This is a genomic window from Streptomyces sp. JH34 (genome assembly GCF_029428875.1).
Taxonomy (GTDB): domain Bacteria; phylum Actinomycetota; class Actinomycetes; order Streptomycetales; family Streptomycetaceae; genus Streptomyces.
Map to the genome: position 1 here is coordinate 980953 of NZ_JAJSOO010000001.1, position 21369 is coordinate 1002321.

The following is a 21369-nucleotide window of genomic DNA, read 5'->3' on the forward strand; positions in this document are numbered from 1 at the left end:
AGGAGGTGGCCGCCCTACGTGGAGGGCAGTTCCTTCAGCTGGATGTCGCGGAACGACACCTGGTCGTCGGCTCCGTGGTTCTGGAGACCGATGTAGCCGTTCCTGAGGCTGCGGACCGGGTCGGTGTTGGTGAAGTCGTTGATCTTCACCCCGTTGAGGAAGACCTGGAGCCGCTCGCCCTGGACCTTGATCTCGTAGCTGTTCCACTGCCCGGGCGGCCGCAGGACACGGTCACGGGCCTTGATGTTCGCGGACTTGAAGGTGTAGACGGCACCGGTCGTGCGGTCCGCGGCGTCCGTCGCGTCGATCTGGACCTCGTAGCCGTTGTTCACCGCGGACCAGGGGTCGTCGGACGCGGGGAAGCCGACGAAGACGCCGGAGTTGTCGTCGCCCTCCATCTTCCAGTCGAGCTTCAGCGAGTAGGACTTCAGCTCCTTGGCCTGGTAGGTCAGCAGACCCATGCCGCCCTCGGTGCGCAGCTCACCGTCGACGACGGCGAACTTCCCGGGGCCGGCCTGCTTCCAGCCTTCGAGCGTCTTGCCGTTGAAGATCGACCGGTAGCCGGTGTCCGGCTTGCAGTCGGACTTGACCTGGCCGGCGGCGTAGCGCAGACCGCCCAGCAGGTGCTGGCGGAAAGCCGGTTCGGTGTAGGACTCCTTGGTGTGGCCGAGACCCGTGTAGAAGGAGCGGCCGCCCTGGTACGCCTGGCACCAGGAGATCGGGTGGTCGCCCTTCATCGTGCCGCCGGTGTAGGTGGTCTCGTCCAGGGTGGCGAGGACCTGGGCCTTGTCCCGGGGGTTGGTGCGGTAGTTGTACCACTCGTCGGTACGGTCCCAGGCCTCGTCCAGGTGGGCCGTGGCCGGGTGGTCGTGGTTCTCCACGCGGACGGTCGCGGGCTGGATCTGCGGGTGGGAGTCGAAGTAGGCCCCGACGAGCCCGCCGTAGAACTCCCAGTCGTACTCCGTGTCGGCCGCGGCGTGGACACCCATGTAGCCGCCGCCGGTGGACACGAAGTTCTCGAACGCCTTCTTCTGGTCGGCGTTCAGGACGTTCCCGGTCGTCGACAGGAAGACGACCGCGTCGTAGCGGGCCAGGTTGCTGGTGGTGAACTGGGCGGCCTCCTCGGTGGAGTCGACCGTGATGTTGGTGTCCTTGCCGAGCTCCTTCAGCGCGGCGACGCCTTCGGGGATCGAGTCGTGCCGGAAGCCGCCCGTCTTGGAGAAGACGAGGACGCGCTTCGCGGTGCGGTCGACCGGGCTGTTCGAGAGCTCGAAGTCGTCCACGTCGTAGAGGGCTCCTGCTCCTCCCTTGAAGACCAGGAAGAGTTCCGTGGCCTTCTTCGGCGCACCGCGCAGCGGCACGTCGATGTCCTGGAACGTGTCCCAGCTGCCGGTCACCGGGACGGGCGCGGAGCCGAGGATCTTGCCGGTGGGCGACCCGGCCCGCACCTCGAGGAACCCGCCGGCGCCGGCCGACGAGGTCCGGGCGGTGAGCTTGGTGGAGCCGTCGAGGATGTACGGGGCGAAGGAGATCCAGTCGCCGTTGTCGATGTCACCGACGGTCCGGCCGCCGTGGGCGCTCGTCTTGCTCGGGGTGGTGATGCCGGACGAGTCGTCGTAGTGCTCCGCCTGGCGGTGGCGCGGCTGGAGCTTCGCCCCGTCACGGCCGGTCAGTGCGGCCTGTCCGCCGCCGCCACCGTCGGTGTAGGACGCGGAGATCCCGCCGTAGATGTTGGCGTTCGGGTCGTGGCCGCCCTCCATGGCGGTCTTGATGGTGCCTTCGCAGCCGTGCTCCGTGGTGATGTCGTGCCCGTGGCTGTCGTGGCCCAGGGTGAACTTGACCTCCACCTTCGAGCAGTCGATCGTCCCGTCCTCCGGGTCGGTGACGGTCACCTTGAAGGGGACCTCGTCGCCGAACTCGAACGGCTGCCCGTCGGCCGGTGCCTGCAGTACGACGGTGGGCGCCGTGTTGCCGACGGTGACGTGCACGCTGGCCGAACCGGTGCGGCCCGTCGGGTCCTCGGCGGTCAGGGTGGCGACGTAGGTGCCGTTCTTCTTGTACGTGTACGTGGGGTCGGCGGCCGTGGACGTGCCGCCGTCGCCGAAGTCCCAGGCGTACGTCAGGGCGTCCCCGTCGCCGTCGGTGGTGCCGGCGGAGGAGAACTTGACCTTGAGCGGTGCGACACCGGAGGTCTTGTTCACGGAGGCCTCGGCGATGGGTGAGCGGCCGCCGGTGGCGTTCTCGATGCGGTAGAGGGCCGAGTGCTCGTCACCGCCGAACCACGAGAGGCCGTAGTCCAGGACGTACAGCGCGCCGTCGGGCCCGAAGGCCATGTCCATGATCTGGGTGCCGGTCCACGAGATGTCGTTGATGGACTGGACCGCGCCGTCGGCGTCCTGCTCGATGCGCTTGATCCACTGCCGGCCGAACTCTCCGGCGAAGAAGTCGCCGTCGTACTCCTCCGGGAACTTCACCGGCGAGTCGAGGTCCGCGTCGTAGTGGTAGACGGGTCCGCCCATCGGGGACTCCGAGCCGGTGCCGAACTCGGGCACGGAGGCACCGTCGTACGGGATCCAGGCGGCCTGCGCGGGCGGCAGGTCGACGAGTCCGGTGTTGTGCGCCGACTCGTTCTTCGGAGCCGCGCAGTCGAAGGCGGGACCGGAGGTCTTGGTCGCGAAGTCGTAGTCCCGGTAGGGGTCGTTGGCACCGGTGCAGTACGGCCAGCCGAAGTTGCCGGCCTTCGTGACGCGGGCGAACTCCACCTGTCCGGCCGGCCCGCGGTTCGGGTCGGCCGCGCCGGCGTCAGGGCCGTAGTCACCCACGTAGAGGATGCCGGTGGCCTTGTCCACGCTGAAGCGGAACGGGTTGCGGAGACCCATCGCGTAGATCTCGGGGCGGGTCCTGTCGGTGCCGGGCGCGAAGAGGTTGCCCTCCGGCACGGTGTACGAACCGTCGTCGGCGACCTTGATGCGCAGGACCTTGCCGCGCAGGTCGTTGGTGTTGCCGGCGGTGCGGCGGGCGTCGAACGCCGGGTTGCGGTCCGGGCGGTCGTCGATCGGGGTGAACCCGTCGGAGGCGAAGGGGTTGGAGTCGTCGCCCGTCGAGAGGTAGAGGTTGCCCTGCGCGTCGAAGTCGATGTCTCCGCCGACGTGGCAGCAGATGCCGCGCGTGGCGGGGACGTCGAGGACCTTCTTCTCGCTGGCGTTGTCGAGGGTCCCGTCCTCCTTGAGCACGAAGCGGGAGAGCCGGTTCACACCGTCGAACTTCGCGAAGTCGGCGGCGGTGCCGTTCTCCGGGGCGTCACCGGCCGGGGTGTCCAGCGGGGGCGCGTAGTAGAGGTAGATCGCCCGGTTCTCGGCGAAGTCCGGGTCGATCCCGACGCCCTGGAGACCCTCCTCGTCGTGCGAGTAGACGGGGATGGTGCCGGAGATCCGGGTGTTGCCGGAGCTGTCCGTGATCCGCAGCTCGCCGCTGCGGGAGGTGTGCAGCACACTGCGGTCGGGCAGCACCGCCAGCGACATGGGTTCGCCGGTCTCGGCCGCTCCCTTGGCGAGGGTGACCTGCTGGAAGTCCTCGGCGGCGTCCTGGGCGGCCGCGGCCTGCGAGGCGTCGGCGGTGGCGGCGGGCGAGGAGCCCAGGGTGAGGGTTGCGGCGGCGAGCAGTCCGCCGGTGAAGAGGGCCAGTGTCTTGCGGGCGCGGAGCCGTCTGCTGCTTCTGTGCACGTGCGTCCTCCGGAGTGTGCCGGTTGTTCGGGCGGGCGAGGTCTGCCGATCCGCGCGGGGACTGCCGCGCTCGTCACCGGTGTCGTGTGGGGACCCGGTGACGCGAGTCATGTCGTGTACACGTAGGGGACGGTAGCTGTGTTCGTCCGGTACGGAAAGCCCTTGCGCAGGGACTGAGTTGAACTTTTGCCGGTGTCAGGACAAAGGCGGTCCAGGGCACGGCGAACCGGCCCCTGGCGTCCTCCTCGGGACACCAGGGGGCCGGGTCGCCCCGATACCGGCGACGGAGGAGCGGGGCCGGGCCCCGCTCCCTACTGGCCGCCCCCGCCGAACGCCGCGTCGAACGACGCGCTCGGCGGGTCGAAGTCGAACCGCTTCAGCGAGGCCAGCGCCTCAGGCGCCCCCGTCAGCCGGTCCATGCCCGCGTCCTCCCACTCCACGGAGACCGGACCCTCGTACCCGATGGACCGCAGCATCCGGAAGACGTCCTCCCAGGGCACGTCACCGTGTCCCGCCGAGACGAAGTCCCAGCCGCGCCGCGGATCGCCCCACGGCAGGTGGGAGCCGAGGCGTCCGTTGCGCCCGTCGAGACGCTTGCGGGCCTCCTTGCAGTCCACGTGGTAGATCCGGTCCCGGAAGTCGTACAGGAAGCCGACCGGGTCGAGGTCCTGCCACACGAAGTGGCTCGGGTCGAAGTTCAGCCCGAACGCGGGCCGGTGGCCGACGGCCTCCAGGGCACGGTGCGTGGTCCAGTAGTCGTAGGCGATCTCGCTGGGGTGCACCTCGTGGGCGAAGCGCACCCCCTCGGCGTCGAAGACGTCCAGGATCGGGTTCCACCGCTCCGCGAAGTCCTCGTAGCCGCGCTCGATCATGTGCGGCGGGACCGGCGGGAACATGGCGACCAGGTGCCAGATCGAGGACCCGGTGAAGCCGATGACCGTGTCGACCCCGAAGGCGGCGGCCGCGCGGGCGGTGTTCTTGATCTCCTCGGCCGCCCGCCTGCGTACGCCCTCGGGCTCCCCGTCCCCCCAGATCCGGGCGGGCACGATGCCCTGGTGGCGCTCGTCGATCGGGCTGTCGCAGACGGCCTGGCCGACCAGGTGGTTGGAGACCGCCCAGCACTTGAGTCCGTACTTGTCGAGGAGCTGTCGCCGGCCGTCGATGTAGCCGGGGTCCGACAGGGCCTTGTCGACCTCGAAGTGATCTCCCCAGCAGGCGAGTTCGAGCCCGTCGTAGCCGAAGTCCCGGGCGAGCCGGCAGACCTCCTCCAGCGGCAGGTCGGCCCACTGGCCGGTGAAGAGAGTGAAGGGACGGGGCATGCGCGGAACCTCCTAGAAGGGGACCGGGGTGTGTACGGAGTTCTTGGCGGCGCTCTCCTCGACCGCGGCGAGCACCCGCTGTACCTGGAGTCCGTCGGCGAACGAGGGCACCGGGGCACGGCCCTCGACGATCGTGCGCACCACGTCACGGGCCTGGTGGACGAAGGTGTGCTCGTAGCCAAGACCGTGTCCCGGCGGCCACCACGCCTCCAGGTAGGGGTGCTGGGGTTCCGTGACGAGGATCCGGCGGAAGCCCGCGCGGGTGGCGGGTTCGGTGTGGTCGTGGAAGGAGAGTTCGTTGAGGCGCTCCAGGTCGAAGGCGATCGAACCCAGTTCCCCGTTGATCTCCAGCCGCAGGGCGTTCTTGCGTCCCGCCGCCATCCTGGTCGCCTCGAAGGAGGCGAGGGCTCCCGACGCCATCCGCCCGGTGAACAACGTCGCGTCGTCGACGGTGACCGCCCCCCGTGCGGTACCGTCCGCGGCGCCCGAGAGCCCGGCCGCCGCACCGGCGAGCACGGGCCTCTCGCGTACGAAGGTCTCGCTCACCGCCGACACTCCGACCAGCGGTTCCCCCGCCAGGTACTGGGCGAGGTCGACGATGTGCGCTCCCAGGTCCCCCAGCGCGCCGGATCCCGCGCGTTCGCGCTCGAGCCGCCAGGTCAGCGGCGACTCGGGGTCGACGAGCCAGTCCTGGAGGTAGGTGGCCCGTACGTGCCGCAGCCTCCCGAGCCTCCCCTCCTCGATCATCGTGCGGGCGTAGGTGAGGGCCGGCACCTTGCGGTAGTTGAAGCCCACGATCGCCACCTGTCCGCGGGCCGCCGCCCGTTCGGCCGCCTCCGCCATGGCCTCCGCCTCGGCGACCGTGTTGGCGAGCGGCTTCTCGCACAGCACGTGCTTGCCCGCTTCGAGGGCGGCGATGGCGATCTCCGCGTGGCTGTCGCCAGGGGTGCAGATGTCGACCAGCTGTACGTCGTCCCGGGCGATCAGGGCGCGCCAGTCGGTCTCCGCCGCCGCCCACCCGTGCCGGGCGGCGGCGGCCTCGACTGCCGTGCGGTCACGTCCGCAGATCGCGGCCAGAGCGGGTCTCACCGGCATGTCGAAGACGTGTCCCGCGGTGCGCCACCCCTGGGAGTGGGCGGCGCCCATGAACGCGTATCCGACCATGCCGACGCCGAGTGTCGCCGTCGGCGGCGGTGCCCCGGTCTCCTGCTCGGTCTCTTCCCTACGGGCCATGCGGACTTCCTCCTCGTCGGTGGTTCGGTGGCGGCGGTGGGGCCGGCTCAGCTGAAGCCCGTCGGCAGGTACTGGTCGATGTTCTCCTTCGTGACCACGGCCGAGTACAGGGTCAGCGAGGTCGGGATCTCCATCTCGGAGAGACCCGCGACGCCCTTGTTCTGGCCGAGGGCGCGGGCCAGATCGATCGCTGAGGCCGCCATCGTGGGCGGGTAGAGCACGGTGGCCTTCAGGACGCTGTTGTCGGCCTTGATGGCGTCCATCGCGGACTTCGCGCCCGCCCCGCCGACCATGATGAACTCGTCACGGCCTGCCTGCTGGATGGCCCGCAGCGCGCCCACGCCCTGGTCGTCGTCGTGGTTCCACAGGGCGTCGAACTGCTTCTGCGCCTGCAGCAGCTGCGCCATCTTGGCCTGGCCCGACTCCACGGTGAAGTCGGCCGCCTGACGGGCCACCAGCTTGATGTTGGAGTAGTTCTTCAGCGCGTCGGCGAAGCCCTGGCTGCGCTGCTTGGTGAGTTCCAGGTTGTCGATGCCGGCGAGCTCGACGACCTTGGCGTTCGCCTTGTCCTTGAGCTGCTCGCCGATGTAGTGCCCGGCGTTGAGCCCCATGCCGTAGTTGTCGCCGCCGACCCAGCAGCGGTAGGCCTGCGGCGAGGCGAAGACGCGGTCCAGGTTGACGACCGGGATGCCGGCCTTCATGGCCTCCAGGCCGACCTGGGTGAGCGCCTTGCCGTCGGCGGGGAGGACGACGAGGACGTCGACCTTCTTGTTGATGAGGGTCTTGACCTGGCCGATCTGGGCGGCGGTGTCGTTGGAACCCTCGGTGATCTCCAGGGTCACCTCGGAGTACTTCTCGGCCCGCGACTTGGCGTTCACGTTGATCGCGTTGAGCCAGCCGTGGTCGGCCTGGGGGCCGGCGAAGCCGATGGTGACGGGTGTGCCCGGCTTGTCGTCGGCGGCGGGCTGGTTGCTGGTGGCGGCCGCCTTATCCTTGGGCTCGTTGCTGGTGCAGGCGGTGAGGAAGGCTCCCGCGGAGACGGCCGCGGTGCCGAAGAGCAGTCCTCTGCGGCTGGTTTCTGGCATGGCTGTCAAACCCTTCATCCGGTGCGGTGCATACGGAACTGCGGGTGGTGATGGGTGCCGTGCGGCGGACGGAGTTCAGTGCTCCGGCGCCGGGGAGGGGATCAGGTCTCGCCGCCGCGCAGGGTGCGGCGCTGGACGAGTACGGCGGCGACGATGATGGCGCCCTTGGCGATCTGCTGGACGTCGCTCTGCAGGTTGTTGAGCGCGAAGATGTTGGTGATCGTCGTGAAGACGAGGACACCGAGCACGGAGCCGACGATGGTGCCGCGTCCGCCGCTCAGGAGGGTGCCTCCGATGATCGCGGCGGCGATGGCGTCGAGTTCGTACAGGTTGCCGTTGGTGTTCTGGCCCGATCCGGACAGGATGACGAGCATGAAGGCGGCGATGCCGCAGCAGAGGCCGGAGAGGAGGTAGAGGTAGAGCCGCTGGCGGCGTACGTCGATGCCGGCGAGCCTGGCGGCCTCCGCGTTGCCTCCGACGGCGACGGTGCGGCGCCCGAACGTCGTGCGGTTGAGGATCAGCCAGCCGGCCACGGTCACCGCGGCGAAGACGAGGACCAGGGGCGGGATGCCGAGGACGTAGCTGTCGGGCAGACCGAGGTCCAGCACGGACTGCACGGTGACGATCTGCGTCTTGCCGTCGGTGATCTGCAGGGCCAGGCCGCGCGCCGAGGCGAGCATGGCGAGCGTCGCGATGAACGGGACCATGCCGCCGTAGGCGATCAGCAGCCCGTTGACGAGTCCCGCGGCGAGTCCGACGACCACGGCGGTGAACAGGATGCCGGCGAAGCCGTACTCCTGGGTGGCCAGGGTCGTCGCCCAGACGGAGGCCAGTGCGACCATCGCGCCTACCGACAGGTCGATCCCGCCGCTGATGATGACGAAGGTGACGCCGACGGTGACGACTCCGATGACGGAGGACTGCGTCAGGATCAGCTGGAGGTTCCCGGTGTCCAGGAACGCGTCCGGTTCGGTGAAGCCGCCGACGGCTATCAGCACGGCGAGGACACCGAGCAGCGACAGGTTGCGGACATCGGCGCGCAGGCCGAGTGCGCGCAGGCCGCCGCCCTGTTTCGAGGGCGGTGCGGCCGCGGGGCCGGGCACGGTCCCCTTCTCCGGCCCGTGGTGCTGCGCCGACGGTGCGGGCTGTGTCATGACGTCGGGCTCCCTTCCATGACGAGGTCGAGGACACGGTGCTCGTCGAGCTCCCGGGCGTCGGCCGTGTGCACGACACGGCCCTCCCGGAGCACCAGCACCCGGTCGGCGAGGCCCAGCACTTCGGGCACTTCGCTGGAGACGAGCAGAACGGCGAGGCCTTCGTCGGCCAGCCGTCGGATCACGGCGTACAGCTCGGCGCGGGCGCCGACGTCGACGCCGCGGGTCGGTTCGTCGAGCAGCAGGACCCGGCAGCCGCGCAGCAGCCAGCGGGCCAGGACCGCCTTCTGCTGGTTGCCGCCGGAGAGGGTGCGCACGGCGGCGTCCGGGTTGTCCGGCCGCAGGGAGAGTTCGCGGGTCGCGGTCCTGGCGGCATCGCGCTCGGCGCCCCGGTCGAGCCAGCCGGCGCGGGCGAAGCGGGAGAGGGAGGAGACCGAGACGTTGCGGGTGACGGATTCCGTCAACAGCAGGGCCTGGGCCTTGCGTTCCTCGGGCGCCAGACCGATCCCGGCGGCCACCGCCGCCCTCACGCTGCCGGCGCGCAGCGGTGCGCCGTCGACGAGGACGCGGCCCGCGGTCGGTTTGCGGGCGCCGTAGACCGTCTCCAGGATCTCGGAGCGTCCGGAGCCGACGAGCCCGGCCAGTCCGACGATCTCGCCGGGCCTCAACTCCAGGTCGACGGGCTCGAACTCGCCCTTGCGGGTGAGCCCTTCGACCTTCAGTACCGGCTCGGTGGCGGCCCGGGCGCCGGGGGCGGGCCGCTCGGGGAAGACGTACTCGACGTTGCGGCCGGTCATCAGGGCGACGACGTCCCGCGTGGGGGTGGACTTGGCGGGGAGGCCGACGGCGACGGCCCGGCCGTCCTTGAGGACGGTCACCCGGTCCCCGATGCGCCGGATCTCCTCCAGCCGGTGCGAGATGTAGACGACGGCCACACCGTCGGCGGTCAGTCCGTCGACGATGCGGAAGAGGTTGTCCACCTCGTCGGGGTCGAGGGCGGCGGACGGCTCGTCCATCACGATGAGCCGCACGTCGTGGGAGAGGGCCCGCGCCATGGAGACGATCTGCTGGTGGGCGGCCGAGAGGTCGCCGACCAGGCGGGCCGGGTCGATCTCCGGGTGTCCGAGACGCTTGAGGAGTGCGGCGGCCCGGGTGCGGGCCTCGCGGGTGCGGACGACGAAGCCCGCGCTGGTGGGTTCGTGTCCGAGGAAGACGTTCTCGGCGACCGACAGGCCCTCCACCAGGTCGAGTTCCTGGTAGATGGTGGCGATGCCGAGGCGCATCGCGGTGATCGGCGAGGTCAGCTGGACGGGGTCACCACCCCAGGTGATGGCGCCGCCGTCGGGCTGGTGGGCCCCGGCCAGCACCTTGATGAGGGTCGATTTGCCGGCGCCGTTCTGGCCGAGGAGGCAGTGGACTTCACCGGCGACGACCTCCAGGTCCACGCCGTCGAGGGCGCGTACACCGGGGAACGACTTGGTGATGCCGGACATCGTGAGCAGTGGTGGTTCTGGTGCCATGACGGATCCCCTCGGCGGATCGGTTCTCCCCCGCCCGGGCGAAGCCGGGAGCGCGGGGGAGGCCGGTGAGCGGGCAGGGTGCAGTGCCGGCGGTGCCGTACTGCTGACGGAACTGCTGGTGGTGCTGCTGTGCTCGTGCGGTGCCGTGCTGCTGGGTGGCGCTGTGCTCGTGCGGTGCGGTCCTGCGGGCGGAGCTCGGGACTGGCTGCTTACGGAGGTGGCTGTGGTGCGCGTGCCGAACGGCGCGCCGGCCCGGACATCAGGCCGGCGAGAACAGGTGGTCGCTGATGAGCCTGGCCGCGCCGGTCACTCCGGCGACGGGCCCCAGCTCACCGAGGACGATGGGGAGGTTGCCCGTGGCCAGGGGCAGGGACTGCCGGTAGACCTGGGTGCGGACGCTGGCCAGCAGGTTGTGGCCGAGTCCGGTGACCCCGCCGCCGATGACGACGAGGCCCGGGTTGAAGAAGCTGACGAGTCCGGCGATGACCTGCCCGACCCTGTTCCCGCCTTCACGGATCAGGTCCAGTGCCGTGGGATCACCGGCTGCCGCGGCGGCGGCCACATCGACGGCCGAGAGCTTGCCGGCCCCGTCGAGGCGGGCCGCCAGTTCGGTGGAGCGGCCGGCGCGGGCGGCGTCCTCGGCGTCACGGGCCAGGGCGGCGCCGCTGAAGTGTGCCTCCAGGCAGCCCCGGTTGCCGCAGGCGCAGGCACGCCCGTCGGGCTCCACCTGGATGTGGCCGATGTCTCCGGCGCTGCCCGTCGTGCCGCGGTAGACCTCTCCGCCGACGACGATGCCGCAGCCGATACCCGTACCGATCTTGACGCAGAGGAAGTCGCCCACGGAGCGGGCGACGCCCGCGTGCTGCTCCCCCAGTGCCATCAGGTTCACGTCGTTGTCCACCATGACGGGGCAGCCGAGTTCCTGGCTGAGCGCCTCCCGGACCGGGAAGCCGTCCCAGCCCGGCATGATCGGCGGAGCGACCGGTACGCCCTCGGGGAAGCGGACGGGTCCCGGGACGCCGATGCCTGCGCCGTCGAATCCCTCGGCGAGCCCGGACGCCCGGAGCTTGGCCGCCATCGCGAGTACCTGTTCGAAGACCGCGACGGGCCCTTCCCGTACGTCCATGGGGTGGTTGAGGTGCCCGAGGACCTCCAACTCGGCGTTGGTGACGGCGACGTCGACGGAGGTGGCTCCGATGTCGACGCCGAGGAAGCGGAGTCCGGGGGCCAGCCTGATGTTGTGGGAGCGGCGCCCCCCGCGTGACGCGGCGAGTCCGTCGGCCACGACGAGTCCGGTCTCCAGGAGCCGGTCCACCTCGACGGCGAGCTTCGAGCGTGAGAGATCGATCTGATCGCCCAGCTGTGCACGGGAGTTGGGGCCTCCGTCGCGCAACAGCCTGAGCAGTCGAGCCTGGTGCGTGTTCGCGGGTCGTGCCGTCATGCGTCTCACGCGTCCCTCCCCGCCACATCGGCCAGTCCGTCGGGCTTTCGAGGGGAACGTAGCAGCGGTTTACCTGAGTGGGAAGAAGTTGCGCATGAATCCGCTCCAACTTTCTCCACACTCAGGACAAAGATGCGCCCAGCTGAGGCCTCCCCCGGGCCGGCCATCCCCCTCCACGCCTCCTGCGAAGGGCGCGTGCCGCCACCGTCTCCCCCTCTGCCGGGCCTCGTTGACCGCACCCGGTCGAGCCGTGCCTGGCGCGAAGGCGACGCCCGCGCCACCGGAAACCGTCCTGGTTCTCAGCGGTCGGCCGAGGCCTCCTGTCCCTGACCTACGGTGCGAAGCAGCCGCCAGACTCAGGGGACGCCGCCGACCGGCTCCGGGCGGAGAAGCGATGAGTGCCGTTGCCGCCCGGATGAGGACCCGTCACTCAGGCCGCGGCGCGTTCAGCGAGAGGGCGGCGCCGCAAGGCGGTGTCGGTCAGTGATCGCGGAGGGAAGGAGGCCGCCGGGTTGTACAGGTTCACCCCGGGCGGCACGATCTCGTCGATCCGGTCGAGCGTCGCGTCGTCCAGGGTCAGCGCGGCGCCCTGGACGAGACCGTCCAACTGCTCCATGGTCCGCGGCCCGATGATCGCCGAAGTGACGGCCGGGTGGGCCACGGTGAAGGCCACGGCGAGTTCCGGAAGGGTGCAGCCGATGCTCGTCGCGAGTTCGATGAGCTGCTCGACGGCGTCGAGCTTCGCGGCGTTCTCCGCGATCGCGGGATCGAAGAGTGCCGGTCGGAGCGCGGCACGGCCGGTCGTCAGGTCGATGGGCTGGTCCTTGCGGTGCTTGCCGGTGAGGAAGCCGAAAGCGAGGGGGCTCCACACGAGTGCGCCCATGCCGTAGCGCTCGACGACGGGCAGGAGCGAGGCCTCGATCCCGCGGGCCAGGATCGAGTAGGGCGGCTGGGCGGTGCGGAACCGCCCGAGACCGCGCCTCTCCGAAACGTGGTGTGCCTCGACGATCTCGTCGGCCGGGAAGTTCGAGCAGCCGAAGGCGCGGATCTTCCCCTGGCGCATGAGGTCGCCGAGCACCGAGAGGGTCTCCTCGATGTCGGTGGAGTGGTCGGGGAAGTGCACCTGGTAGAGGTCGATCCAGTCCGTGTCCAGGCGCCTGAGGCTGTCCTCGACCGCCTTGAGTATCCACCGCCGCGAGTTGCCACCGCGGTTACGGCCCTCGCCCATCGGGAAGTGCACCTTGGTGGCGAGCACGATGTCGTCGCGACGCCCCCGCAGCGCCTTCCCCACGATCTCCTCAGACTCGCCCTGTCCGTACATGTCGGCGGTGTCGACGAAGTTGATCCCCTGGTCGAGCGCAGCGTGGATGATGCGGACACAGTCGTCGTGGTCGGAGTTGCAGCCGTCCTGGAACATCATCGTCCCGAGGCAGTGGACACTGACCTCGATACCGGTTCTGCCGAGGGTGCGGTAGCGCATGCTGATGCTTCCTTACTGGGTCGACCGATGAGGCGGACCGACAGATCGCCGGTCGCACGAGGACCGACAGATCGCCGGTCGCACGAGGAACCCTAGGAAGTAGAGTCCCCTCTAGATCAACCCCCGATCACTCCCGGATACCCTGGCGGCATGGTTGAGGACACACCGACTCTCAGCATCGGAGAGGTCTCCGAGCGCACCGGCTTGAGCGTGCACGCGCTGCGCTTCTACGAGCACGAGGGCCTCTTCGTCAACACCGTGCGACGCGGACCTGGCGGGCGCCGCGTCTACAGCCAGGACGACGTGGCCTGGCTGGACGTCTGCATCATCCTCCGCGCCTCGGGCTTGCCCGTGACCGCGCTCCGCCGGTACGCCGGCCTCGTGAGAGAAGGCGCCGGCAACGAGGAGGAGCGACTCGCGCTCATGCGCGAGCACCAGGAGCGCGTCACCACCGAGATCGGCAGGCTCACCGAGTCCCTGGACCTGATCCGGTACAAGGTCGGGGTGTACGAGGACGTCGTCGACCAAGGCAGCGCCGCCGCGCACCGATGTCATGCCCCGTCCCCTTCGGCCGACGAAGAACGCGCGCCGCTGATTCACCACGAAGCAGTGGTCCAGTAACCCGCAACGCACCACGAAGGCCGTCGCGCTCCGCAGCGACCTTCACCGTCCGACCACTGCCTCCGGGGCGATGACGATCAGGCGTGGGCCCGTCCTGGTGGGATCAGGCCTGATCTCGCTCGTGATACGTCCGCCGCGTGTGCTCCGTGTGCGCCCGCATGATCTCGGTCGCCCGCCGTTCGTCCCTGGCGGCGATCGCCGCGATGAGTTCACGGTGCTCGATCCAGGACTGGGTGCCGCGCTGACGGGCCACCGGTGTGTAGTACCAGCGGACCCGCCGGTCCACCTGGGCCGCGAGCTCGGACAGCACGACGTTGCCGGCCAGCTCCATGACCTTGGCGTGGAAGGCGGCGTTCGTGGCGACGGTGAGGTCCACGTCGTCGGCGGCGACGGCCCGCTCGCCCCGCTCGCACAGCTCCTCCAGCGCCTCGATGCCCGGCCGCCCGGAGTGGGCGGCTGCCAGCCGGGCCGCCTCGGCCTCCAGCAGGGTGCGGACCGAGAGCAGCTGGTCCGCCTCCTCCTCCGTGGGTTCGTGGACGAACGCGCCCTGCGCGGGCCGCAGGTCGACCCAGCCCTCGGTGTTCAGCCGCTGGAGCGCCTCGCGGACCGGCTGCCGCGACACCCCGAGGTGCCCCGCCAGTTCGCTCTCGACCAGATGCTGGCCCGGACGGAGGGCGCGCGTGGTGATCAGCTCGAGCAGTGCCTCGTAGACGCGCTCGCGCAACGGCCCCGGCCGCTCCAGCTTCGGCACCGTTCCTTGCGGCAGTCCTGCGGACAACATCGCGGTCCCCCTCCGGTCGCCGGGCATTGCTTATCGTCTACAGTCTACCGAGCACAATGCCACGCCGGGGGCCTCACGGGCAGCGGATCACCTGACCCGCGTAGGAAAGATTCCCGCCGAAGCCGAAGAGCAGGGCCGGAGCGCCGCTCTCGACCTCACCCCGCTCCACCAGCTTGGACAGCGCCATCGGGATCGAAGCGGCCGAGGTGTTGCCCGAGTCCACGACGTCCCGGGCGATGACGGCGTTGACCGCGCCGATCTTGCGGGCGACGGGTTCGATGATCCTCAGGTTGGCCTGGTGCAGCACCACCGCGGCGAGGTCCTCGGGCGTGACGCCCGCCCGCTCGCACACCTTGCGGGCGATCGGCGGCAGTTGGGTGGTGGCCCAGCGGTAGACGGACTGGCCCTCCTGGGCGAACCGCGGGGGCGTGCCCTCGATGCGTACGACGTTGCCCATCTCGGGCACCGAACCCCACAGGACGGGACCGATCCCGGGCCTGTCACCCCCGTCGCGGTCGGCCGTGACGACTGCGGCCCCCGCGCCGTCCCCCATCAGGACGCAGGTGGAACGGTCCGTCCAGTCGACGATGTCGCCCATCTTGTCGGCGCCGATGACGAGGGCCCGGCCGGCGGCTCCGGCACGGATGGCGTGGTCGGCGGTGGCCAGCGCGTGCGTGAACCCGGAGCAGACCACATTGATGTCCATCACGGCCGGCGAGCCCATGCCCAGGCGCGCGGCGACCCGGGCGGACATGCTCGGCGAGCGGTCGATCGCCGTGGAGGTGGCGACGAGGACCATGTCGATGTCCGCGGGCTGCAGGCCCGCCGAGGCGAGCGCCTTGGCCGCGGCGTGCGCCGCCAGCTCGTCCACCGGTTCGTCGGGGCCGCCCACGTGCCGGGTCCTGATGCCGACCCGGCTGGTGATCCACTCGTCGCTGGTGTCGACCATGGCCGCCAGGTCGTGATTGGTGAGGACCTTGGCAGGCTGGTAGTGGCCGAGCGCCACGACACGTGAGCCGGTCATGTACGGGTTCCCCTCGCTACGTTTGGCAGGAACTATCCAGTCTTGGTTGCTACCGACCGGTACAAGGGCACCTAACCCCACAGGAATCCGGGCCCGAGGTTGGAGCGTCTCGAACAGCTTCCCGGGAACTTTCGCCGGCACTGCGGCGGCGAAGCGGAATCACGGACGGACGAAGCACCCGCTGTCACGAGTATTGACCCCCTCCGAAGGCATACTGTAGACAATATTCTGTCGACTTGACACCCTCGCTCGGTCCTCCTCACCGAACGGAGAGCCCCGTGAAAGTCGCAGTTGTCGGCGCCGGAGCCATCGGCGCCTATGTCGGGGCCGCGCTCCACCGCGCGGGCGCCGAGGTCCATCTCATCGCCCGCGGCCCGCATCTGGCGGCCATGCGCCGTGACGGCGTGCGCGTGCTCAGCCCGCGCGGTGACTTCACCGCACGGCCCGCCGCCACCGACGACCCGTCGGACGTCGGGCCCGTCGACTACGTCTTCCTCGGCCTCAAGGCCAACTCGTACGCACGGTCAGGACCGCTGGTCCATCCGCTGATGCACCGGGACACCGCGGTGATCGCCGCGCAGAACGGCATCCCCTGGTGGTACTTCCACGGCCTGGACGGCCCGTACACGGGCCGCCGGCTCGACAGCGTCGACCCGGCGGGTTCGGTGAGCGCCACACTGCCGCCCGAACGCGCCATCGGATGCGTCGTGTACGCCGCCACCGAGATCGAGGCACCCGGCGTCGTACGCCATCTCGAAGGCACCCGGTTCTCCATCGGCGAGCCCGACCGCTCGGTGTCCACACGCTGTCTGGACTTCAGCGAGGCCATGGTCGCGGGAGGGCTCAAGTGCCCCGTGGAGTCCGATCTGCGCAACGACATCTGGATCAAACTGCTCGGCAACATCTCCTTCAACCCGATCAGCGCGCTGGCCCGCGCGACCATGGGCCAGATCTGCCGCCATCCGGACACCCGCGCGCTCGTGGAAACGATGATGCGCGAGACCCTCGACGTGGCGGCGGCCGTCGGCTGCCGCCCAGAGATATCCGTGGAGCGGCGCATCGCGGGCGCGGAGCGCGTCGGCGACCACAAGACATCCACCCTCCAGGACCTGGAGAAGGGCAAACCCCTCGAACTCGACGTGCTGCTCGCGGCCGTCGTCGAGCTGGCCGAACTGGCCGGAACGCCCGTACCGACGCTGCGCGCCGTGCACGCGCTCGCCGATCTCCTCGCCACCACGTCCTCGGCACCGGCAGGGAGCGCACCATGAACAGCGAACGCACCGGCGGCAGGAACCGCAAGGGCCGGCAGCCGAAGACCTACGAACGCCTCACCCATCCCCTCGTGCGCGGGGAGGACGGGGTACTTCGCCGGGCGAGCTGGGACGAGGCTCTGACCCGGGCCGCCGCGGGATTCCGGGGGACCCGCGAGACCCACGGCCCGGACGCCTTCGCGATGCTGTCGTGCGCACGTGCCACCAACGAGATGAACTACGTGGCACAGAAGTTCACCCGGGTCGTCATGGGCACCAACAACGTCGACTCCTGCAACCGCACCTGCCACGCCCCGAGCGTCGCCGGGCTGTCGGCCGCCTTCGGCTCCGGGGGCGGCACCTCCTCCTACGAGGAGGTGGAGCACACCGACCTGATCGTGATGTGGGGCTCCAACGCCCGTTTCGCACACCCGATCTTCTTCCAGCACGTGCTGAAGGGCATCCGCAACGGGGCACGCATGCACGCCGTCGACCCGCGCCGGACCTCGACCGCGGAGTGGGCGGAGAGCTGGCTCGGCCTCGACGTCGGCACCGACATCCCGCTCGCCCACGCCATCGGCCGCGAGATCATCCACGCGGGACTCGTCAACCGGGCTTTCGTGGACCGCGCGACCACCGGGTACGAGGAGTACGCGGCGCTCGTGGAACCCTGGACCCTGACCGCCGCCGAGAAGGTCACCGGAGTACCGGCCCAGGCGATCCGGGACCTCGCGCACGCCTACGCCACGGCCGAACGGGCGCAGCTCTGCTGGACCCTGGGCATCACCGAGCACCACAACGGGACCGACAACGTCCGCGCGCTCATCAACCTCTGCCTGCTCACCGGACACGTGGGACGGTACGGCGCGGGGGTCCAGCCCCTGCGCGGCCAGAACAACGTGCAGGGCGGCGGGGACATGGGAGCCATCCCCAACAAGCTGCCCGGCTTCCAGGACATCCTCGACCCGCCCGTCAGGCAGAAGTTCGAGCGGTCCTGGGACACCGTCATCCAGCCCCGGTACGGCAAGACCCTGACCCAGATGTTCGAAGCCATGGAGACCGGCGAACTGCGCGCGGTGTACTGCATCGGGGAGAACCCCGCGCAGTCGGAGGCAGACAGCGACCAGGCGGTGCGCCGGCTGGAGGCCCTCGACCACCTGGTGGTGCAGGACATCTTCCTGACCAGGACCGCGCAGCTGGCCGACGTCGTCCTGCCCGCCACCGCCGCCTGGGCGGAGACCGACGGGACCACGACGAACAGTGAGCGCCGGGTGCAGCGGGTCCGCGCCGCGCTCACCCCGCCGGGCGAGGCCCGCGAGGACATCGACATCATCTGCGCGATGGCCGGACTGCTGGGCCACGACTGGAAGTTCGAGGACGCCGAGACCGTCTGGAACGAGCTGCGCTCCCTGTCGCCCGACCACTTCGGGATGACGTACGAACGGCTCGCGGAGCACCAGGGGCTGCAATGGCCGTGCCCCGACACGGAGAAGCTGCCGTCGGGCTTCCTGCACGCCCGGCTCTGGGAGACCGATCCGGCGCTGCGCGGCCCGGCTGCGCCCTTCGGCCTGGTGCGGCACGACCCGCCGGTCGACCTCACCGACGAGTCCTACCCGCTGCGGCTCACCACCGGGCGGCGGCTCGACTCGTACAACACCGGTGTGCAGAGCGGCAGTTACGCGTCCCCCTTGCGTCGGGGCGAGTACATCGAGCTCTGCCCGGAGGACGCGGAATCCTACGGCGTCGTCGCGGGCGAGGAGGTGCGGGTCTCGTCCCGGCGGGGCAGTGTCACCGCTCCCGTGTGGATCGACACCGGGCTGAGGCCGGGGCTGGCCTTCATGACGATGCACTTCCCTGACGAGGTCGACACCAACCAGCTGACCATCGAGGCGAACTGCCCGATCGCCGGTACCGCCGAGTTCAAGGCCTCCGCCGTACGGATAGAGAAGCTGGTGCCGGCATGGACCTGAGATACACGGACGCCACCCCCACTGAAACCGAACGTGAGGCGGTGGACGCGCTGCTCGGACCACCGTCCTCCGGTTGGGACGGCGGGGCCGAGCGCACCGGCGAGGATCTGCGCTGGGCGCGGGGCGGCGCGTCCGCGGCCAAGGACCGCCGCGACCAGCTGCTGCCCGCACTGCACGCGGTCAACGACCGCGTGGGCTGGATCAGTGAGGGCGCGCTGGACTACATCTGCCGTCGGCTGACGGTCGCCCCTGCCGAGGCGTACGGCGTCGCGACCTTCTACTCCCTGTTCTCGGTGCGGCCCCGCCCCGCCAAGGTGCTCCACGTCTGCACGGACCTGGCCTGCGCGGCCCGGGGGTCCCAGGCCGTGTGCGCGGACCTCACCGAGCGCCTGGGATCCCCGGGCACCCCGGCCGAGGGCGCGGTCTGGCAGGAGAGCCCCTGCCTGGGCCTCTGCGAGCGCGCCCCGGCGGCGCTGCTGCTCCAGGCGGGGGAAGACCCGGTGCTCCAGGCGGGGGAAGATCCGGCGCATACGGCCCCACTGTCCCCTCCGGCGCCCGCCGCAGGCACGGTCCGCTGCTCCGCCGCGCTCGCCCCCGCCACCGCACCCGCGCTGGTCACCGCGGTCCGCGCACCCCTGGAAGCCGCGGAGGAGCCCCCGGCCGCCGCGGCCGTCCCCCAGGCCGGCGACCCCGCCCTCGTGCTCCTCAGGCGGATCGGCACCGTGGACCCCTCCTCGCTGGACGACTACCGCTCGACCGGCGGCTACACGGCCCTGCGCCGAGCCTTCACGCTCGGCCCGGCAGGCGTGATCCGCGAGGTGGTGGACGCGGGACTCGTCGGCCGGGGCGGCGCCGCCTTCCCGACGGGACGCAAGTGGCAGGCCACCGCACAGCAGGCCGACGGCCCGCACTACCTGGTCTGCAACGCGGACGAGAGCGAGCCCGGCACCTTCAAGGACCGGGTGCTGATGGAGGGTGATCCGTACGCCCTGATCGAGGCGATGACGATCGCCGGCTACGCGGTCGGCGCCGGCCAGGGCTACATCTATCTGCGCGGCGAGTACCCCCGGGCGTACGAACGGCTGGCCCACGCGCTGCGCGGTGCCCGCACCCGCGGGCTGCTCGGCCCCGACGTCCTCGGGCAGGGATACGCCTTCGACATAGAGATCCGGCGCGGGGCGGGTGCCTACATCTGCGGCGAGGAGACCGCGATCTTCAACTCCATCGAGGGGCAGCGCGGCGAGCCGCGCTCCAAGCCGCCCTTCCCGGTGGAGAAGGGCCTCTTCGGGAAGCCGACCGCCGTCAACAACGTCGAGACGCTCGTGAACGTGCTGCCGATCCTGGAGCGGGGAGCCGTGGCGTACGCGGCCACCGGCACGGAGACGTCCACCGGGACCAAGCTGTTCTGCGTCTCGGGGCAGGTGGACCGCCCCGGTGTCTACGAGCTGCCCTTCGGCGCGACTCTTCGGGAGCTGCTGGACCTGGCGGGGCCCCCGGAGCGGCTGCGCGCCGTGCTCCTCGGCGGGGCGGCGGGCGGGTTCGTGCGCCCCGACGAGCTGGACGTCCCGCTCACCTTCGAGGGCACCCGCGCGGCGGGCACGACGCTGGGTTCGGGGGTGGTCCTGGTCCTCGACGACTCCGTGGAACTCCCCCGGATCCTGCTGCGCATCGCGGAGTTCTTCCGCGACGAGTCGTGCGGCCAGTGCGTGCCGTGCCGTGTGGGAACGGTCCGCCAGGAGGAGGCGCTGCACCGGATCGCGGACCGTACGGGCGCCGCGGCGGCCCAGGACATCGCACTGATGAGAGAGGTGGGGCAGGCCATGCGGGACGCCTCGATCTGCGGTCTGGGCCAGACCGCGTGGAACGCCGTCGAGTCCGCCATCGACCGTCTGGGGGTCTACAAGTGACCGCAGTACCGCTCCAGCCGCCGCGCCGCCTCGTCACGTTCACACTGGACGGCGAGGAGACCCGGGTCCCGGAGGGCTCGACGATCCTGGACGCCTGCCGTTCGGCCGGCCAGGACATCCCCACCCTGTGCCAGGGCGACACACTCACCCCGAAGAACGCGTGCAGGGTGTGCGTGGTCGAGGTGGAGGGCGCCCGTACGCTCGCCCCCGCCTGCTCCCGTCGCGCCGAGCCGGGCATGACCGTCCGCACGGACACCGAGCGGGCCCGGCACAGCCGGAAGGTGGTCCTGGAGCTGCTGGCCTCCTCGACCGACCTGTCGACGACGCCGCGGGCCGAGGAGTGGATCAAGGAGTACGAGGCGGAACCCGGCCGTTTCGGCGCGGACGCCGCCCGGATGAACGAACAGCCGAAGATCGACAACGATCTGTACGTCCGCGACTACGACAAGTGCATCCTCTGCTACAAGTGCGTCGACGCCTGTGGCGAGCAGTGGCAGAACACCTTCGCCATCGCCGTGTCGGGCCGCGGTTTCGACGCCCGGATCTCCACCGAACACGATGCCGCGCTCCCCGACTCCGCCTGCGTCTTCTGCGGTAACTGCATCGAGGTGTGCCCGACGGGGGCTCTCTCGTTCAGCACGGAGTTCGGCATGCGGGCGGCCGGGACATGGGACGAGACCGCGCAGACGCAGACCACGACCGTCTGCGCCTACTGCGGTGTGGGCTGCAACGTGACCCTCCACGTGCAGGAGAACGAGATCGTCAAGGTCACCTCGCCGCACGACAACCCGGTGACCCATGGCAACCTCTGTATAAAGGGCCGTTTCGGCTTCCAACACGTACAGAATCGGGATTGAGGGCC

15 protein-coding genes are annotated in these 21369 nt (G+C 70.4%); 5 read left to right on the top strand and 10 right to left on the bottom strand.

Going from position 1 to position 21369, the window contains the following annotated elements; genetic code table 11:
- Positions 1–14 precede the first annotated feature (14 nt).
- From LWJ43_RS04530 to LWJ43_RS04565, 8 genes are all read right to left on the bottom strand, one after another.
- Positions 15–3722, bottom strand: coding sequence for a ThuA domain-containing protein (locus tag LWJ43_RS04530; RefSeq protein ID WP_277330976.1), 3708 nt, complete (start codon positions 3720–3722; stop codon positions 15–17).
- A gap of 311 nt (positions 3723–4033) precedes the next feature.
- Positions 4034–5041, bottom strand: a complete 1008-nt coding sequence (locus tag LWJ43_RS04535) for a sugar phosphate isomerase/epimerase family protein (protein ID WP_277330977.1) — start codon at positions 5039–5041, stop codon at positions 4034–4036.
- 12 nt (positions 5042–5053) lie between these two features.
- Positions 5054–6274, bottom strand: a complete 1221-nt coding sequence (locus tag LWJ43_RS04540; protein WP_277330978.1) for a Gfo/Idh/MocA family protein — start codon at positions 6272–6274, stop codon at positions 5054–5056.
- 47 nt (positions 6275–6321) lie between these two features.
- Entirely contained in the window at positions 6322–7359 is a 1038-nt protein-coding gene (locus tag LWJ43_RS04545; protein ID WP_277330979.1) for a substrate-binding domain-containing protein, read from the bottom strand.
- Between the two features lie 101 nt (positions 7360–7460).
- On the bottom strand, positions 7461–8513 hold the full coding sequence (locus tag LWJ43_RS04550; protein WP_277330980.1) for an ABC transporter permease: 1053 nt from the start codon (positions 8511–8513) through the stop codon (positions 7461–7463).
- Positions 8510–10033 (bottom strand): sugar ABC transporter ATP-binding protein, encoded by a 1524-nt coding sequence (locus tag LWJ43_RS04555; RefSeq protein ID WP_277330981.1) that lies wholly within the window; start codon positions 10031–10033, stop codon positions 8510–8512. The genes LWJ43_RS04550 and LWJ43_RS04555 overlap by 4 nt, the downstream gene beginning before the upstream one ends.
- Before the next feature lie 259 nt (positions 10034–10292).
- Entirely contained in the window at positions 10293–11474 is a 1182-nt protein-coding gene (locus tag LWJ43_RS04560; protein ID WP_277330982.1) for an ROK family transcriptional regulator, read from the bottom strand.
- Positions 11475–11904: 430 nt separating this feature from the next.
- Positions 11905–12954 carry an aldo/keto reductase gene (locus tag LWJ43_RS04565; RefSeq protein ID WP_277330983.1) on the bottom strand — a complete coding sequence of 350 codons (1050 nt, stop codon included), beginning with the start codon at positions 12952–12954 and terminating at the stop codon, positions 11905–11907.
- Between the two features lie 150 nt (positions 12955–13104).
- Here LWJ43_RS04565 and LWJ43_RS04570 point away from each other — a divergent pair, with 150 nt between their 5' ends.
- The gene (locus tag LWJ43_RS04570) at positions 13105–13575 is read left to right on the top strand and encodes a MerR family transcriptional regulator (RefSeq protein WP_277330984.1); all 471 of its coding nucleotides are present in this window, start codon (positions 13105–13107) and stop codon (positions 13573–13575) included.
- A gap of 103 nt (positions 13576–13678) precedes the next feature.
- Here the strand turns inward: LWJ43_RS04570 and LWJ43_RS04575 are convergent, their stop codons facing one another.
- Both LWJ43_RS04575 and LWJ43_RS04580 read right to left on the bottom strand, forming a co-directional pair.
- Positions 13679–14356, bottom strand: a complete 678-nt coding sequence (locus LWJ43_RS04575; RefSeq protein ID WP_277330985.1) for a GntR family transcriptional regulator — start codon at positions 14354–14356, stop codon at positions 13679–13681.
- A gap of 73 nt (positions 14357–14429) precedes the next feature.
- Positions 14430–15380, bottom strand: a complete 951-nt coding sequence (locus LWJ43_RS04580) for a beta-ketoacyl-ACP synthase III (protein ID WP_277330986.1) — start codon at positions 15378–15380, stop codon at positions 14430–14432.
- Positions 15381–15658: 278 nt separating this feature from the next.
- Here LWJ43_RS04580 and LWJ43_RS04585 point away from each other — a divergent pair, with 278 nt between their 5' ends.
- The 4 genes from LWJ43_RS04585 to LWJ43_RS04600 are packed head-to-tail and all read left to right on the top strand — an operon-like array spanning position 15659 to position 21364.
- On the top strand, positions 15659–16648 hold the full coding sequence (locus tag LWJ43_RS04585; protein WP_277330987.1) for a 2-dehydropantoate 2-reductase: 990 nt from the start codon (positions 15659–15661) through the stop codon (positions 16646–16648).
- Positions 16645–18600, top strand: coding sequence for a molybdopterin oxidoreductase family protein (locus tag LWJ43_RS04590; RefSeq protein WP_277330988.1), 1956 nt, complete (start codon positions 16645–16647; stop codon positions 18598–18600). The genes LWJ43_RS04585 and LWJ43_RS04590 overlap by 4 nt, the downstream gene beginning before the upstream one ends.
- Positions 18591–20507: an NAD(P)H-dependent oxidoreductase subunit E gene (locus tag LWJ43_RS04595; RefSeq protein ID WP_277330989.1), complete on the top strand. Its 1917-nt coding sequence runs from the start codon at positions 18591–18593 to the stop codon at positions 20505–20507. The genes LWJ43_RS04590 and LWJ43_RS04595 overlap by 10 nt, the downstream gene beginning before the upstream one ends.
- Positions 20504–21364, top strand: a complete 861-nt coding sequence (locus LWJ43_RS04600; protein WP_277330990.1) for a 2Fe-2S iron-sulfur cluster-binding protein — start codon at positions 20504–20506, stop codon at positions 21362–21364. Before LWJ43_RS04595 ends, LWJ43_RS04600 begins: the two co-directional genes overlap by 4 nt.
- Positions 21365–21369: the final 5 nt, after the last annotated feature.

Coding starts and splice junctions, on each gene's coding strand:
- LWJ43_RS04535 (WP_277330977.1), bottom strand. CDS start 5,041: ATGCCCCGTCCCTTCACTCTCTTCACCGGCCAGTGGGCCGACCTGCCG.
- LWJ43_RS04540 (WP_277330978.1), bottom strand. CDS start 6,274: ATGGCCCGTAGGGAAGAGACCGAGCAGGAGACCGGGGCACCGCCGCCG.
- LWJ43_RS04545 (WP_277330979.1), bottom strand. CDS start 7,359: ATGCCAGAAACCAGCCGCAGAGGACTGCTCTTCGGCACCGCGGCCGTC.
- LWJ43_RS04550 (WP_277330980.1), bottom strand. CDS start 8,513: ATGACACAGCCCGCACCGTCGGCGCAGCACCACGGGCCGGAGAAGGGG.
- LWJ43_RS04555 (WP_277330981.1), bottom strand. CDS start 10,033: ATGGCACCAGAACCACCACTGCTCACGATGTCCGGCATCACCAAGTCG.
- LWJ43_RS04560 (WP_277330982.1), bottom strand. CDS start 11,474: ATGACGGCACGACCCGCGAACACGCACCAGGCTCGACTGCTCAGGCTG.
- LWJ43_RS04565 (WP_277330983.1), bottom strand. CDS start 12,954: ATGCGCTACCGCACCCTCGGCAGAACCGGTATCGAGGTCAGTGTCCAC.
- LWJ43_RS04570 (WP_277330984.1), top strand. CDS start 13,105: ATGGTTGAGGACACACCGACTCTCAGCATCGGAGAGGTCTCCGAGCGC.
- LWJ43_RS04575 (WP_277330985.1), bottom strand. CDS start 14,356: ATGTTGTCCGCAGGACTGCCGCAAGGAACGGTGCCGAAGCTGGAGCGG.
- LWJ43_RS04580 (WP_277330986.1), bottom strand. CDS start 15,380: ATGACCGGCTCACGTGTCGTGGCGCTCGGCCACTACCAGCCTGCCAAG.
- LWJ43_RS04590 (WP_277330988.1), top strand. CDS start 16,645: ATGAACAGCGAACGCACCGGCGGCAGGAACCGCAAGGGCCGGCAGCCG.
- LWJ43_RS04595 (WP_277330989.1), top strand. CDS start 18,591: ATGGACCTGAGATACACGGACGCCACCCCCACTGAAACCGAACGTGAG.